This is a genomic window from Mesorhizobium sp. M0174 (assembly GCF_040322275.1).
Lineage (GTDB): Bacteria > Pseudomonadota > Alphaproteobacteria > Rhizobiales > Rhizobiaceae > Mesorhizobium.
Window position 1 is genome coordinate 50,588 of the sequence record NZ_JAMYTB010000021.1, and the last position, 13,617, is coordinate 64,204.

At 64.4% G+C, this 13,617-nt stretch carries 9 protein-coding genes and 1 pseudogene; 5 read left to right on the forward strand and 5 right to left on the reverse strand.

Annotated features, from left to right (window positions below; genetic code table 11):
- Nucleotides 1–128 precede the first annotated feature (128 nt).
- From NKJ13_RS26190 to NKJ13_RS26210, 5 genes are all read right to left on the reverse strand, one after another.
- Complete coding sequence (locus NKJ13_RS26190) at nucleotides 129–2,192, reverse strand: 3-hydroxyacyl-CoA dehydrogenase NAD-binding domain-containing protein (RefSeq protein WP_352778808.1); 2,064 nt, start codon at nucleotides 2,190–2,192, stop codon at nucleotides 129–131.
- A 120-nt stretch (nucleotides 2,193–2,312) separates the two neighbouring features.
- The gene (locus NKJ13_RS26195; RefSeq protein WP_023678189.1) at nucleotides 2,313–3,260 is read right to left on the reverse strand and encodes an ABC transporter permease; all 948 of its coding nucleotides are present in this window, start codon (nucleotides 3,258–3,260) and stop codon (nucleotides 2,313–2,315) included.
- 2 nt (nucleotides 3,261–3,262) lie between these two features.
- The gene (locus tag NKJ13_RS26200; protein ID WP_352690281.1) at nucleotides 3,263–4,237 is read right to left on the reverse strand and encodes an ABC transporter permease; all 975 of its coding nucleotides are present in this window, start codon (nucleotides 4,235–4,237) and stop codon (nucleotides 3,263–3,265) included.
- 1 nt (nucleotide 4,238) lies between these two features.
- A complete protein-coding gene (locus NKJ13_RS26205; RefSeq protein ID WP_352778812.1) occupies nucleotides 4,239–5,732 on the reverse strand; it encodes a sugar ABC transporter ATP-binding protein in 1,494 nt (497 codons plus the stop codon).
- Between the two features lie 74 nt (nucleotides 5,733–5,806).
- On the reverse strand, nucleotides 5,807–6,820 hold the full coding sequence (locus tag NKJ13_RS26210; protein WP_254817784.1) for an ABC transporter substrate-binding protein: 1,014 nt from the start codon (nucleotides 6,818–6,820) through the stop codon (nucleotides 5,807–5,809).
- Between the two features lie 212 nt (nucleotides 6,821–7,032).
- Between NKJ13_RS26210 and NKJ13_RS26215 the strand changes: the two are divergent.
- The 5 genes and pseudogenes from NKJ13_RS26215 (at nucleotide 7,033) to NKJ13_RS26235 (ending at nucleotide 13,242) form a co-directional block, all read left to right on the forward strand.
- Nucleotides 7,033–9,459, forward strand: a pseudogene (locus NKJ13_RS26215) (glucan 1,4-alpha-glucosidase).
- A gap of 14 nt (nucleotides 9,460–9,473) precedes the next feature.
- Complete coding sequence (gnd, locus tag NKJ13_RS26220) at nucleotides 9,474–10,490, forward strand: phosphogluconate dehydrogenase (NAD(+)-dependent, decarboxylating) (RefSeq protein ID WP_352649406.1); 1,017 nt, start codon at nucleotides 9,474–9,476, stop codon at nucleotides 10,488–10,490.
- Nucleotides 10,491–10,512: 22 nt separating this feature from the next.
- Nucleotides 10,513–11,889, forward strand: coding sequence for a glucose-6-phosphate dehydrogenase (gene zwf, locus NKJ13_RS26225; RefSeq protein WP_352740582.1), 1,377 nt, complete (start codon nucleotides 10,513–10,515; stop codon nucleotides 11,887–11,889).
- A gap of 19 nt (nucleotides 11,890–11,908) precedes the next feature.
- The gene (locus tag NKJ13_RS26230) at nucleotides 11,909–12,613 is read left to right on the forward strand and encodes an ROK family protein (RefSeq protein WP_352740584.1); all 705 of its coding nucleotides are present in this window, start codon (nucleotides 11,909–11,911) and stop codon (nucleotides 12,611–12,613) included.
- Nucleotides 12,614–12,777: 164 nt separating this feature from the next.
- Nucleotides 12,778–13,242 carry a Ros/MucR family transcriptional regulator gene (locus tag NKJ13_RS26235; protein ID WP_352479997.1) on the forward strand — a complete coding sequence of 155 codons (465 nt, stop codon included), beginning with the start codon at nucleotides 12,778–12,780 and terminating at the stop codon, nucleotides 13,240–13,242.
- The last annotated feature ends 375 nt before the right edge of the window (nucleotides 13,243–13,617 follow it).

The window sequence follows — 13,617 nt, forward strand, 5'->3', positions numbered from 1 at the left end:
TCCTTGAGACGAAAGCACATCTTGCCGCCGGCCGTTAGGCCAAAGACAATTTCAGCTGCCGCCCGCGGGGAGCGGATCAGCCGATGCTTTCACCGCCGTCGATCACCAGCGCCTGGCCGGCGTTGATACTAGCCGCCGTTCCAGGAACCGGTTTCGGCCATCTGTCTGAGCCGGGGCGCCACCCGAAAGACGTCCTTGCCGATCCGCTGGTGCCAGTGATCCAGCCGCCGGATGATCTTGTCCACGCCTTCGAGGCTTGCCCAGAACATCGGACCGCCCTTGCCGACCGGGAAGCCGTAGCCGTTGACCCAGACGACATCGATATCGGACGCGCGGGCGGCAATCTTTTCCTCGAGGATTCTGGCGCCCTCGTTGATCATCGGATAGAGCGTCCGCTCGATGATCTCCTCGGCGCCGATTGGCCGCGGTGCAATGCCGCGCTCGGCAGCCTTGTTGCGGATCAGCGTCTCGACCTCGGAATCGGGCAGCGGCGTGCGCGAACCGTTCTCATAACGATAGAAGCCGCTGCCGGTCTTCTGGCCGAAATGTCCCTGTTCGCATAACGCATCGGCGATCACGGCCGTCTGGCCACGCGCCTTGCGGTTGCGCCAGCCTATGTCGAGGCCGGCGAGATCGCTCATCTCGAACGGCCCCATCGGCCAGCCGAAATCGGTGAACGCCTGGTCGACCTGGCGCGGCATTGCGCCATCCAGCAGAAGCGTCTCCAGTTCCGAACCCCGCGCCGCCAGCATGCGGTTGCCGACGAAGCCGTGGCAGACGCCAACGACGACCGGCACCTTGCCGATCCGCCGTGCCAGATCGACGATGGTCGCCAGCACGTCGGGCGAAGTCTTGTCGGCGCGGACGATTTCCAAAAGCTTCATGACGTTAGCCGGCGAAAAGAAATGCATGCCGAGGAGATCTTGCGGCCGCGACGTCGAACCGGCGATCTCGTCGACGTCGAGATAGGAGGTGTTGGTGGCGAGGATCGCGCCCGGTTTGGCCACCGCATCGAGCCTGCCGAAGACGTCCTTCTTGACCGCCATCTCCTCGAACACGGCCTCGACGATCAGGTCGCAATCGGCGAGGTCGGCATAGTCGGTGCTGCCCCTGAACAAATCCAGCCGCTCGCGCTTGGCGTCTTCGCTCAGCGATCCGCGGATAACGGAAACGGCATAATTTTTGTCGATCGTCGTCAGTCCGCGTTGCAATGCTTCCTGCGTCGTCTCCAGTAAGGTCACGGGAAGACCGCCATTGGCGAACGCCATGGCGATGCCGCCGCCCATAGTGCCGGCGCCGATGACGCCGACCCGGGCGATCTTGCGCCTGACGACATCCTTGCCGGCAATCTTTGCCGCCTCACGTTCAGCGAAGAACAGATGCCGCTGCGCGCGTGACTGGTCACCGGCGACAAGCTTGAGGAACAGGTCGCGCTCCGCCGCCAGCGCTTCGTCGAAGGGCAGCGTCAGGGCGTTGCGGACCGACTGCGCACAGGCGATCGGCGCCTCGAGGCCGCGTGCTTTTTTGGAAAACGCTGCCGCCTGCGTGTCGAAAGCCGGCAAGTCGGCCTGGGCGAGGCGATCATTGCGGTCGCGCACGGGCGTGAACGGATCGCCTTTCGCGGCCGTTTCGCTGGCGAAACTCACCGCTTTCGCGATCAGGTCGCCATCGAAGACGGCATCCACCAGGCCGTCGGCGCGCGCCTCGGCAGCACCGATCGGCGTTCCCGAAACGATCATGCTGAGTGCCTTTAGCGGACCAACCAGGCGCGGCAGGCGAACCGTGCCGCCGCCGCCCGGCAGCAGGCCGAGCTTGACTTCCGGCAGGCCGAGCCTTGCCGTTCGGTCGGCAACACGGAAATGGCAGCCGAGCGCCAGTTCCAGGCCGCCGCCGAGCGCAGTGCCGTGAATAGCTGCGACCGTCGGCTTGGTAATAGTTTCCAGCACGGCGACAATAGCGCGCAATTCCGGCTGCTGCGCCGGTCTGCCGAATTCGGTGATATCGGCGCCGGCGACGAAGGTCCGCCCGGCGCAGGCGATCACGATTGCTCCGACCGACGGCTCGTCCCGCAGGGAAACGAGCGCCCGCATCAACGGCTCGCGCACATGGAAGCTCAGCGCGTTGACCGGCGGATTGTCGATGATCACCAACGCGACGTTGCCATGCCTTGTGGTGCTGACGAAATCGGACACGCAAACCTCATACAACGATGTTGGCCAATAGCGCGACGGGATTTACAGCGCTGGCATGCGGATGGGAACCACGTGTTTTGCGGGCCGGATCGTTATCCCCTCGCCGCCGGGTGCCTTGCCTTAGCGCAGCGCCTTCTGCCCACCGGCGGCGGTGATGACGCCGACGATGATCAGCCCTGTCAGCACCAGGCGGACGCCGACGCTGACGCCGAATGTGTTGAGCATGGTCAACAGCAGCACGAGAAACAGCGCCGCGCCCCAGACCCCCGGCACATTGGCCTTGCCGCCAGCCACCGACGTGCCGCCGATGACGACGACCGCGATCGAGGCCAGCAGATACTCATTGCCGATATCGACATTGGCGCCGCGGAAATAGCCGGCGAGCAATGCACCGTCGAGGCCGCCGAGCGCGCCCGACAGCGTGTAGGTGAGGAAGCGGGTGCGGCCGACATTGACGCCGGCCAGCCAGGCGGCGCGGATGTTCTGGCCGATCGCCAGCACCGAGCGTCCGTAGATCATGCGCTGCAAAACGATGCCGGCGCCGATGGTGAACAGCACGGTGAGGATCGCCAGCACCGGGATGCCGAACACCTGCCAGTTGGTGAAGTCGGCAAAGCCCGGTGGCGGTTTGATCTGCAGGCCTCGCCCGTAGCTGATATCGACCGACTGGATGACGAAGCTGGCCGACAGCGTCGCGATGATCGGTGGAATGCGCAGCGCCCATATCAGAAGGTAGTTGACGGCGCCGATCGCCATGCCGCAGGCAAGCGCGGCCAGCAGCCCGACCGCGATCATCGCATCGTTGCCGTCCATGACCTTCATGGCGACGGCGCTGGCAAGGCCGATGTTGGCCGGCAGCGACAGGTCGACATTGCCCGGCCCGAGCGTGATGACGAACATTTGGCCGACGCCGACAATGACGGTGAAGACCGCGAGCGACAGCGCCGCCGTGATCATGCCGCCGCCGCCATAGCCGCCGGTGAAGGCGATGGTCGCCAGCCACACCAGCAGCGCCCCGAAGAATGACCAGATCCAGGGTCTGGCGAGCAGTGTCCGCAGCGAAGCCATGCTCACCTCTCCCTGCGGCTGATCAGCACCCGCGCTGCCAGCACGATGATCAGGATGGCGCCATTGGCGGCGACCTGCCAGTCGGGCGGAATGTGCATGAAGGTCAAGAGCGGCGATGCGGCCAAAGCCAGCGTCAGCGCGCCGATGACGGCGCCGATCGGCGACACCCGGCCGCCGACGAACTCGCCGCCGCCGAGGATGACGCCGGCGATCGAAAGCAGCGTGTAGCCATTGCCGATATTGGCATCGGCCGAGGTGGTGATGCCGATCAGCGCCATGCCGGACAAAACGCCGAACAGGCCGGTCAGCGCAAACAGCGCGATCTTGGTGCGCAGCAGCGACCAGCCGGCGCGCTTGAGTGCGGCTGAATTGCCGCCCGATCCACGCAGGATGACGCCATACGAGGTGCGCATCAGGCCAAAGTGGACGACGGCCGCAATCAGCAATGCCGCGATGATCGGGAACGGAATGAAGGGTGGTTTGAAGGCCATCAGCGCCAGCAGCCAGTCCGGCGCCTTGCCGCCGGGTTTGGGCAGGATGAGGATGGCCAGGCCCTGCCAGACGAAACTCATGCCGAGCGTCACCACGATAGAGGGCAGGTTGCGCAGGTGGATCAGCGCGCCGAGCAGCGCGTAGACGCCGATCGACCCGAGCAGGATAACGACGCCGAGCAGCGGCGCGTCCTTCAGCCACGTCGCCGTCACACAGCCGACGAAGCCGACAAAGGTGCCGATCGACAGATCGAGCTCATTGCCGGCGATGACGAACATCTGCGCGATCGTCGCCAGTGCGATCGGGATCGCCAGATTGAGCATCAGGCTGAAGCCGAAATAGCTGATGGCGCGCGGGTTGAGCCAGGCGATAGCGATGAGCACCAGCGCCAGCGACAGTGCCGGCAGCAGGCTGCGCAGCATACGCGCCCGTCTCGTGGCGCGAGCCGAAGATCTTAGCCCATTCTCAACGGATGCCGCTGTCATCTCAGGCCGCCTCGCCGAACGATGACTGGATGATTTTTTCCTCCGTCAGTTCGTCGCGACGAAGGTTGGCGACGATCCGGCCGTTCTTGAACACATAGATATGGTCGCAATTGTCGAGCTCTTCGGTTTCGGTGGTGTACCAGAGGAAAGTGCGGCCATGGCGAGCCTCCTCGCGCACCAGGTCGTAAACTTCGAGCTTGGTTCCGATGTCGACGCCGCGCATCGGATCGTCCATCAGCACGATCTTGGCGTCGGAGCCGAGCGCCCGCGCGAACAGCGCCTTCTGCTGGTTGCCGCCGGACAGCGAGAAGATGTTGTTGTTCATGTCCGGCGTACGAATGCCGATTTTCCGCTGCCACAACTCGGCGAGCTCGGCTTCGCGGTGCGGCGAGATCAAGAGGCCGTTGCGCAATCGCGCCAGCGAACGGATGCCGATGTTCTCGGCAATCGACCACTGCGGAAAAATCCCGTCCGACTGGCGGTCGCCGGCAACCAGCGCCACCGGGGCGGTGACCTCGATGCCGGTCCTGGCGCGGGAAGCCGCCGCAAAGATCGCCAGCAAAAGATCGGTCTGCCCATGCCCGGCAAGTCCGGCAAGGCCGATGATCTCACCGGCACGGGCAACAAGCTCGCTGCCGTCCTGCTGTCGCGCCGGCCGCGCCCGGACCCGCAGCGGACCGGGCTCCGGCTTGCCGCTCGCAATCTCTGCGGCGGCCTTCTCGCGTGCCGCAGCTCCGCCCATCGCCGTCACCAGCCTGTCGCGGTCGAATTGATCGGCCTCCCCGGCGGCGACGACCTTGCCGTCGCGCATCACGACGATGCGGTCGGCATTTCCGAGCACTTCGCCGAGCACATGCGAGATCAGGATGCAGCTCTTGCCGGCGGCTACGAAGCGGCGCACGAACGCCAGCAGCTGGCCGGCGGTATGCGCATCGAGCGAGGATGTCGGCTCGTCGAGGATGACCAGTTCGAGCGGCTCCTGCGTGACCGTGAAGGCGCGCGCCACCTCCACCATTTGCCGGGTGGTGATGGAAAGATCACCGACGATGTCGGATGCCGAGATGCTGTGGCCGGGAAAAATCTCGTCGAGCTTGGCGGCGATCAGATCGGCCGCCTTGCGCCGCCAGCCGAAGCCATTAAGCGACGCGTGGTTGATCCGCGTGTTCTCGGCGACGCTGAGGTTCGGGCAGAGCGATAGTTCCTGGAAAACACAACGGATGCCGAGCTGCTGTGCGCGCGGCACCGAATAACTTGCCTCGACACCGCCGCGGACCGCGATCTGCCCGCTGTCGGGGGCAAGCGTGCCCGCCACCATATGCATGAGCGTCGATTTTCCGGCCCCGTTATGGCCGACGAGACCGACGCATTCTCCGGCACGAACGCTGAAATCGACACCGGCGAGCGCCCTGACGGCGCCGAAATGTTTTTCAGCTCCGTCCAGTCTTATGATGTCCAAACTGACGGCGCCGAAAAGCTTTTCGGCGCCGTCCGGCATGATGATGTCTGCATTGGCCTCGGGCATCCCTCAACGATACCCGGTTATCCGTGGCGGCAACAATAGTGCCATGCTCACTTGATGTTGGCCTTGATCGCCGCGATGGCGTCTTCCTGCGTGTATTCGTGGCTGGCGACGCCGCCCTTCGGAATCTTCGGCAGCGCGGCCTCGAAATCATCCTGTGTGAAGGCAAGATAGGGAACCAGCAAGTCGTGCGGCACGTCGGTGCGGCCGTCGAGCACCTGCTGCGCCACCCAGAAGGCAAGCGTCGATACGCCCGGTGCGATCGATGCCGACCAGGTCTGGTAACCGTCCTTTTCCTTCTGCTCCTTCCACCACTGCAATTCGTCCTGGCGATTGCCCATGATGATGGTCGGGCGCGGCTTGCCGGCGGCGGCGAAAGCCTGCGCCGCGCCGTAGCCGTCACCGCCCTGGTCGACGACCCCGACAACATCCGGCAGCGACGGCAGGATCGTTGCGACGGCTTTCTGTGCCGTTGTCTGGTCCCAGTCGCCGGTCACCGAGCCGACGATCTTGAACTCGGGATGGGCAGCGACACCCTCGAGGATGCCGGCGTGGATGGCGTCGTCGATCGAGGTGCCGGCGAGACCGCGGATTTCCAGGAGATTGCCACCCTTGGGCTGGAACTTGGCCATCTGTTCGACTTCCTGCTTGCCCATGTCCTTGAAGTCGACGACGACGCGGTAGGCGCAGGGTTCGGTGACGATGCCGTCGAACGAGACGACGACGATGCCGGCGTCGCAGGCCTGCTTGATGGCGCCGTTGAGGGCATCCGGAGACGCCGCGTTGATGACGATGGCATCATACCCCTGCAGGATCAGGTTCTGCACTTGCGCTGCTTGCGTCGGCACTTCCTTGTCGGCCGTCGTGAAGACGTCCGCGGCGCCGACCACCTTGTCGGCAACCGCCTTCTTGGTGACGATGGCGTAGCTGTCCAGCATCGCCTGCCGCCAGGAATTGCCGGCGTAATTGTTGGAGAAGGCGATTTTCTTGCCGCTGGTGTCGGCAAGCGCGGTGCCCGAGGCGAGCATCGCCGCAAGGGCGCCCAAAACGAATATTTTCTTCATGTCATACTCCTCCCGTGAGTTGCTGTCTTACTGGTGGCTAATGGCTGGCTGATGGCTGATACGCTCACAACGCTGTTTTTTATCTATTATCAGACAAATGCAGATGGGCGACAAGCTGTCAACAGCAATCCATGGCCGGCGATCAACTTGCGGTGCAATCATTGAAAACGGTTCGGCTCCTGGTCTAGGGATGGCACTGGAGACCGATTTGAATGGCAGCGAACCTTGCCCCGGGTGCACCCGGCATTCCGGCGCGCTGGACCTCGAGCGCCAAGAGCGGCGTCGGCACTGCGCTCTCGCCGGCCTGCCCGATCTGGTTCACCATCAGTCACGGCATTCTCAACGAGATCTACTATCCCCGCCTCGACAGCGCCTGCACCCGCGATCTGGGGCTGATCGTCACCGGACCCGACGGCTATTTCTCGGAAGAAAAGCGAGACGCCGAGCACAGCATCGAACCGCTCGAGGACGGGGTGCCTGCCTATCGGCTGGTCAACACCGCGGCCGATGGAAGCTATCGGATCCAAAAGCGGATCATTACGGATCCGGAACGTCCCGTCGTGCTGCAAGAGATCATTTTCACGCGGCTCAAAGGCGCGGCCGCCGACTACCGCGTCTACGCGCTGCTGGCGCCGCACCTCGTCAACGCCGGCATGGGCAACACCGCCTGGATCGACGGCCATGAAGGACAGCCTGTCCTGTTTGCATCGGGACGCGGCGTCTGCCTGGCGCTCGCCTCGTCGCTGCCGTGGAAGGCGTGCTCGGCCGGCTATGTCGGCGCCTCCGACGGCTGGCAGCAGCTTCGTCAACGCGGCCGGCTCGATCCGGCCTGCCGCAGGGCCGAGGATGGCAATGTCGCGCTGACCGGCGAGATCGGCTTTTCGGCCGCGAATCCAAAAATATTGCTGGCGCTCGGCTTCGGCACGACACCGCAACAGGCGGCGGAAACCGCTTTTGCCAGCCTGAGGCAAGGTTTTGAGCCCGCGGTCAGATCCTATGGTCAAAAATGGCGCCAATGGCAGGCCGGTTTGCTGCCGCTGGACCGGCAAGCGGCGTTCGGCCTCAATCCCTACCGCATCAGCACTGCGGTGCTGGCGGCACACCGCTCGTCGACCGGAGCAGCCGTCGCCAGCCTGTCGATCCCGTGGGGCTTCAACAAGGGCGACGACGATCTGGGCGGCTATCACCTGGTCTGGCCGCGCGATCTGGTCGAAACCGCCGGCGGTTTCCTCGCCGCCGGCGACCCGGCGGAAGCCTTGCGCATCCTTGGCTATCTGCGCTCGATCCAGCAGCCGGACGGGCATTGGCCGCAGAACGCCTGGCTCGACGGTTCGGCCTATTGGCCGGGCATCCAGATGGACGAATGCGCCTTCCCGCTGCTGCTCGCCGACGCGCTGCGCCGCGCCGGGCATTTGCCGCCTGCGGTACTCTCCTCCTTCATGCCGATGATCGAGCGCGCGGCCTCCTACGTCGTGCGCAACGGCCCCGTCACCGGCGAAGACCGCTGGGAAGAGGACGCCGGCTACAGCCCGTTCACGCTTGCCGTCGAGATCGCCGCATTGCTAGCGGCTGCGGACATGTTCGATGCCGCCAGCAAAACAGAGCCGGCAAACTACCTGCGCGAAACCGCCGATGTCTGGAACGATCAGATCGAGCGCTGGACCTACGTCGCCGGTAGCTCCTCGGGCGATGAAGCCGGCGTCGAGGGCTACTATGTCCGCATTGCGCCGCCCGACAAAGCCGGCGCGGCATCGCCGAAAGACGGCTACGTCCCGATCAAGAACCGCCCGCCGGCCGATACGGACCGGCCGGCCAAGGCGATCGTCAGCCCCGACGCGCTGGCGCTGGTCCGTTTCGGCGTCAGGGCGGCCGACGATCCGCGCATCCTCGACACGGTCAAGGTGATCGACGCGCAATTGCGTTGCGAGCTGCCGCAGGGGCCGCTCTGATACCGCTACAACGGCGACGGCTACGGTGAGCATGCGGACGGCGCGCCCTTCGATGGAACCGGCCAGGGCCGGCCCTGGCCGCTGCTGGTCGGCGAGCGCGCGCATTACGAGCTGGCGGCGGGGCGCAAGGACAAAGCGGCAAGCCTGCTCGCGACGTTTGAGGGCTCCGCCGGGCCGGGCGGCCTGCTGCCGGAGCAGGTCTGGGATGGTCCAGACATGCCGGAGCGCGAATTGCGGCATGGCGGCCCCTCCGGCAGCGCCAAGCCGCTGGTTTGGGCGCATTCCGAGCACATCAAGCTGCTGCGTTCGCTCCGCGACGGCGCCGTCTTCGACATGCCGCCACAAGGCGTCAAGCGCTATATCGAGGGCAGAACGGTGTCGCGCCTCAGGGCATGGCGCTTCAACCACAAGATCCGTACCATCCCGGCAGGCAAGGCGCTGCGCATCGAAGTTCTGGCCCGGGCGGTGGTTCATTGGAGCAGCGACAATTGGGCTACCGTCCATGACACCGGGACCGCCGCGAACCTTTTCGGCATCTATCTCGCGGAGTTGCCGGTTGCCGACGCCGCTCCGGGCAATAGCATTGTCTTCACATTCTTCTGGTCCGATGCCAGCCGTTGGGAGAATGTCGACTTTTCCGTTGGTATCGACGATGCGTCACAGCCACTAGATCATCGATCCCTCAAGTAAGGCAGGACGAGACCATGCAGATAGGAATGATGGGACTGGGCAGGATGGGCGCCAACATGGTTCGGCGCCTGCTGCGCGATGGCCACGAATGCGTCGTCTACGACATCAACCCGGCGAGCGTCGCGGCGCTTGTGACCGCCGGCGCGGTCGGAGCCGCCTCGATGGAGGACTTCGTCGGCAAGCTGACGAAGCCGCGCAGCGCCTGGCTGATGCTGCCTGCGGCGATCACCGGCCGGATCGTCGACCAGGTGGCCGCCCTGATGGAGCCCGGGGACATCATCATCGACGGCGGCAACTCCTATTATCATGAGGCCGTCGACCACGCCGCGCGCCTGGCCTTGAAAGGCTTGAGCTATGTCGATGTCGGCACCAGCGGCGGCGTCTGGGGCCTCGAGCGCGGCTACTGCCTGATGATCGGCGGCCCTGACAGCGCGGTCCAGCATCTCGATCCGATCTTCGCCACGCTGGCGCCCGGCGCCGACGCCGCTTCGCCTGCCCCCGGCAAGGACGCCGGAACCGCTCCCTTCGGCTATCTGCATTGCGGGCCAAGCGGCGCCGGCCATTTCGTCAAGATGGTCCATAACGGCATCGAATATGGTGTCATGGCCGCCTATGCCGAAGGCATGAACATCCTGAAGTCGGCGAATGCCGGCAAACGGCAGCGCACCGCCGACGCCGAAACCAGCCCGCTGGAAAACCCGCAATATTACCAGTTCGACATTGACATCGCCGAAGTGGCCGAGGTCTGGCGGCATGGCAGCGTCATCGGCTCGTGGCTGCTCGACCTGACGGCAGGCGTGCTGAAGGCCGATTCGGCGCTGACGCAGTTCGGCGGACGGGTATCGGATTCCGGCGAAGGCCGCTGGACGCTGAAGGCGGCGATCGACACCGGCGTGCCGGCGCCGGTGCTGTCGTCGGCGCTGTTCGACAGGTTCTCCTCGCAAGGCGAGTCCGAATTTGCCGACAAGCTTCTGTCCGCCATGCGCTATGCCTTTGGCGGTCATGTCGAAAAACCGAAGGCCGGCTCGTGACGGGCGACAGGGAGGCACGCCCATGAGCCAGGAACGGTCCGACACGCTGGTGCTTTTCGGCGCCACCGGCGATCTCGCCCACAAGAAGATCTTTCCCGCCCTCTACGCCATGGTGGCCAAGGGAACGCTGAACGAGCCGGTGATCGGCGTCGCCTTCGATCCCTGGGACCTCGCCAAGCTGCAGGCGCGCGCCCGCGACGGTATCGTCAATGCCATCGGCAGCATCGACGAGAAGATCTTCGCCAGGCTTGCCTCGCTGCTTCGCTATGTCAGCGGCGACTACCGGGCGCCTGCGACCTTCGAGAAGCTGAAGACCGCGCTCGGCAGCGCTGAGCGGCCGCTGCACTATCTGGCGGTGCCGCCGGCGATGTTCGAGGTGGTCGTCCAGGGGCTGGAACAGTCGGGCGCCGCCCAGGGCGCACGCCTGATGGTCGAAAAGCCGTTCGGCCACGATCTGCAATCGGCGCGCTGGCTGAACCGAGTGCTGCATCTGGTCTTCGACGAGAAGTCGATCTTTCGCATCGACCACTATCTTGGCAAGGAGGCGATCCAGAACCTGCTCTATTTCCGCTTCGCCAATTCCTTCCTCGAGCCGATCTGGAACCGCAACTTCGTCGAGAGCGTGCAGATCACCATGGCCGAGGATTTCGGTGTCGAGGGCCGCGGCCGCTTCTATGATGAGGTCGGCTGCATCCGCGACGTCATCGAAAACCACCTGCTCAACATCCTCTTGCTGCTCGCCATGGAGCCCCCGGTCGGCCGCTCGGCCGACGATCTGATCGACGAGAAGGTGCAGGTGCTGCGGGCGATCCGGACGCTGACCAGGGACGATGTCGTGCGCGGCCAGTTCGACGGCTATCTCAACGAGCCGGGCGTGGCGCCGAACTCGCCGGTCGAGACCTTCGCGGCGGTGCGCTTTTTCGTCGATACCTGGCGCTGGCAAGATGTGCCGTTCTTCATCCGCGCCGGCAAATCCCTGCCGGTGCACGCCACCGAGGTCATCGTGCGGCTGAAGCGGCCGCCGCTCGACGTCTTCGATCCGATCAAACCCGGCGACTGCAATCACGTGCGCTTCCGCATCGATCCGCAAGTGGCGATCTCGATCGGAGCCCGGCGCAAGGCACCCGGCGACGACATGGTCGGCGAACAGGTCGAGCTCACCGCGCTCGACGATTCGAAGGGCGACATGCCGCCTTACGAGCGGTTGATCGGCGACGCCATGAACGGCAACGGCCAGTTGTTCACCCGCCAGGACGCCAGCGAGCTCGCCTGGCGCATCGTCGGCCCGGTGCTCGGCGACACCACTCCGCCGCCTGTCTACGCGCCAAAGACCTGGGGGCCGGCCGAAGCCATGGCTGGATTCGGGCCGCCGAACGGCTGGATCAATCCAGCGAAATGATTTCTGGGAGGCGAAAGCGATGGCCAAAGCGGTGAAGCGACCGGCACCCGACGCTGAACAGATCGTGCTTGCGATCGACATCGGCGGCTCGCACGTCAAGATCCGCACCAGCGCCGGCGCAGAGGAGCGCAAGACCGCTTCCGGACCGGAGCTGACGCCGCAGCAGATGGTCGCTGCGGTGAAGACGCTCGCCGAAGGGCTGCACTACGATGTCGTCTCGATGGGCTATCCGGGTCCCGTGCACCACAACCGGCCTTTGACCGAACCGGCCAATCTCGGCAAGGGCTGGGTCGGCTGCGATTTCGCCACTGAGTTCGGCAAGCCGGTGAAGGTCGTCAACGATGCGCTGATGCAGGCCGTCGGCAGTTATGAAGGCGGCCGCATGCTGTTCCTTGGCCTCGGCACCGGCCTGGGGGCCGCGATGATCGTCGATAACGTCGCCCAGCCGATGGAGCTTGCCCATCTTCCCTACAAGAAGCGCGGCAGTTTCGAAGACTATGTCGGCGAACGCGGGCTGCAAAAGCGCGGCAAGAAGAAATGGCGCAAATACGTCTTCGACGTCGTCGACCGGCTTCGCACCGCCATGCAGCCGGATTACGTGGTCATCGGCGGCGGCAATGTCGATGAACTCACCGACTTGCCCGCCGATTGCAGACGCGGCGACAACACACACGCCTTCGAAGGCGGATTTCGACTGTGGCGCGACAAATCCCTGATTATCTGATATTGCTGATTGTCTGATATTATCGAGCACCGGCTCAGGGTTGTTAATCCCGCGCTGCCGTTAGTATTATTATTCAAAATAATGTGTGACGTGGTGCGGCGTCATTGCATTGCGCAGATTTGCCGACTAGGAATTTCTGCGACCCCCACGGACGGAGAGATAGATTGACCGACGACAACAACAACGCTCGCAAAGACATCGACCTGCTCGAGCTGACCGCCCATATCGTCTCCGCATATGTCGAGAAGAACCGCTTGCCGGCTTCCGGCCTCGGCGATCTCATCGCCAGCGTCAGCGCTTCCATAGGTGGGCTGGGGCAACCGGCAGTGCCGGTCGCCGCGCCGCTGACGCCTGCCGTCAATCCCAAGAAATCGGTGACGCCGGACTACATCATCTGTCTCGAGGACGGCAAGAAGTTCAAATCCTTGAAGCGCCATATCGGCGTTCATTTCGGGCTGACGCCAGACGCCTACCGCGCCAAATGGGGCCTGCCGTCGGACTACCCGATGGTCGCTCCCAACTACGCGGCCTCGCGTTCGCAGCTGGCCAAGGCGATCGGCCTCGGCCGCAAAGCCGCCCCGCCCGCGCCCGTCAAGAGCCGGGGCAGGAAGGCCAAGGCGACGGCTTGATACCAAGGCGAGAGCAGGTTTGATCCTTCAGCGATACCACGTGGGCAGGCGTGGGAGCGCGCTTCGTTATCCTCAGCGAAGCGACGTCGTGGAAACCTTGGTATCCATGCTGCGACTTTCTCCGCGTGGCGAAGGTGCGGAATTTTTTGGTACCAGAGGGACAGCGCCCCCCTCTGTCCTGCCGGACATCTCCCCCTCTAGTGGGGAGATTGGCTACCTCGCCAGTCGTCTCTTTAAACGCAGGAATCGCCTTTGACGCTGGAGGTTGGCGAAAGCCGTCGGGACGTCCAATCTCCCCCCTTGAGGGGGAGATGTCCGGCAGGACAGAGGGGGGGCGCGAAGGAACTCGACCTGTGCGCCAAATAACCTCTCCAC

Excerpts from the sequence above, each read along its gene's own strand:
- NKJ13_RS26195 (WP_023678189.1), bottom strand. The coding sequence starts at position 3,260 with ATGGCTTCGCTGCGGACACTGCTCGCCAGACCCTGGATCTGGTCATTC.
- NKJ13_RS26200 (WP_352690281.1), bottom strand. The coding sequence starts at position 4,237 with ATGACAGCGGCATCCGTTGAGAATGGGCTAAGATCTTCGGCTCGCGCC.
- NKJ13_RS26205 (WP_352778812.1), bottom strand. The coding sequence starts at position 5,732 with ATGCCGGACGGCGCCGAAAAGCTTTTCGGCGCCGTCAGTTTGGACATC.
- NKJ13_RS26210 (WP_254817784.1), bottom strand. The coding sequence starts at position 6,820 with ATGAAGAAAATATTCGTTTTGGGCGCCCTTGCGGCGATGCTCGCCTCG.
- gnd (WP_352649406.1), top strand. The coding sequence starts at position 9,474 with ATGCAGATAGGAATGATGGGACTGGGCAGGATGGGCGCCAACATGGTT.
- zwf (WP_352740582.1), top strand. The coding sequence starts at position 10,513 with ATGAGCCAGGAACGGTCCGACACGCTGGTGCTTTTCGGCGCCACCGGC.
- NKJ13_RS26230 (WP_352740584.1), top strand. The coding sequence starts at position 11,909 with ATGGCCAAAGCGGTGAAGCGACCGGCACCCGACGCTGAACAGATCGTG.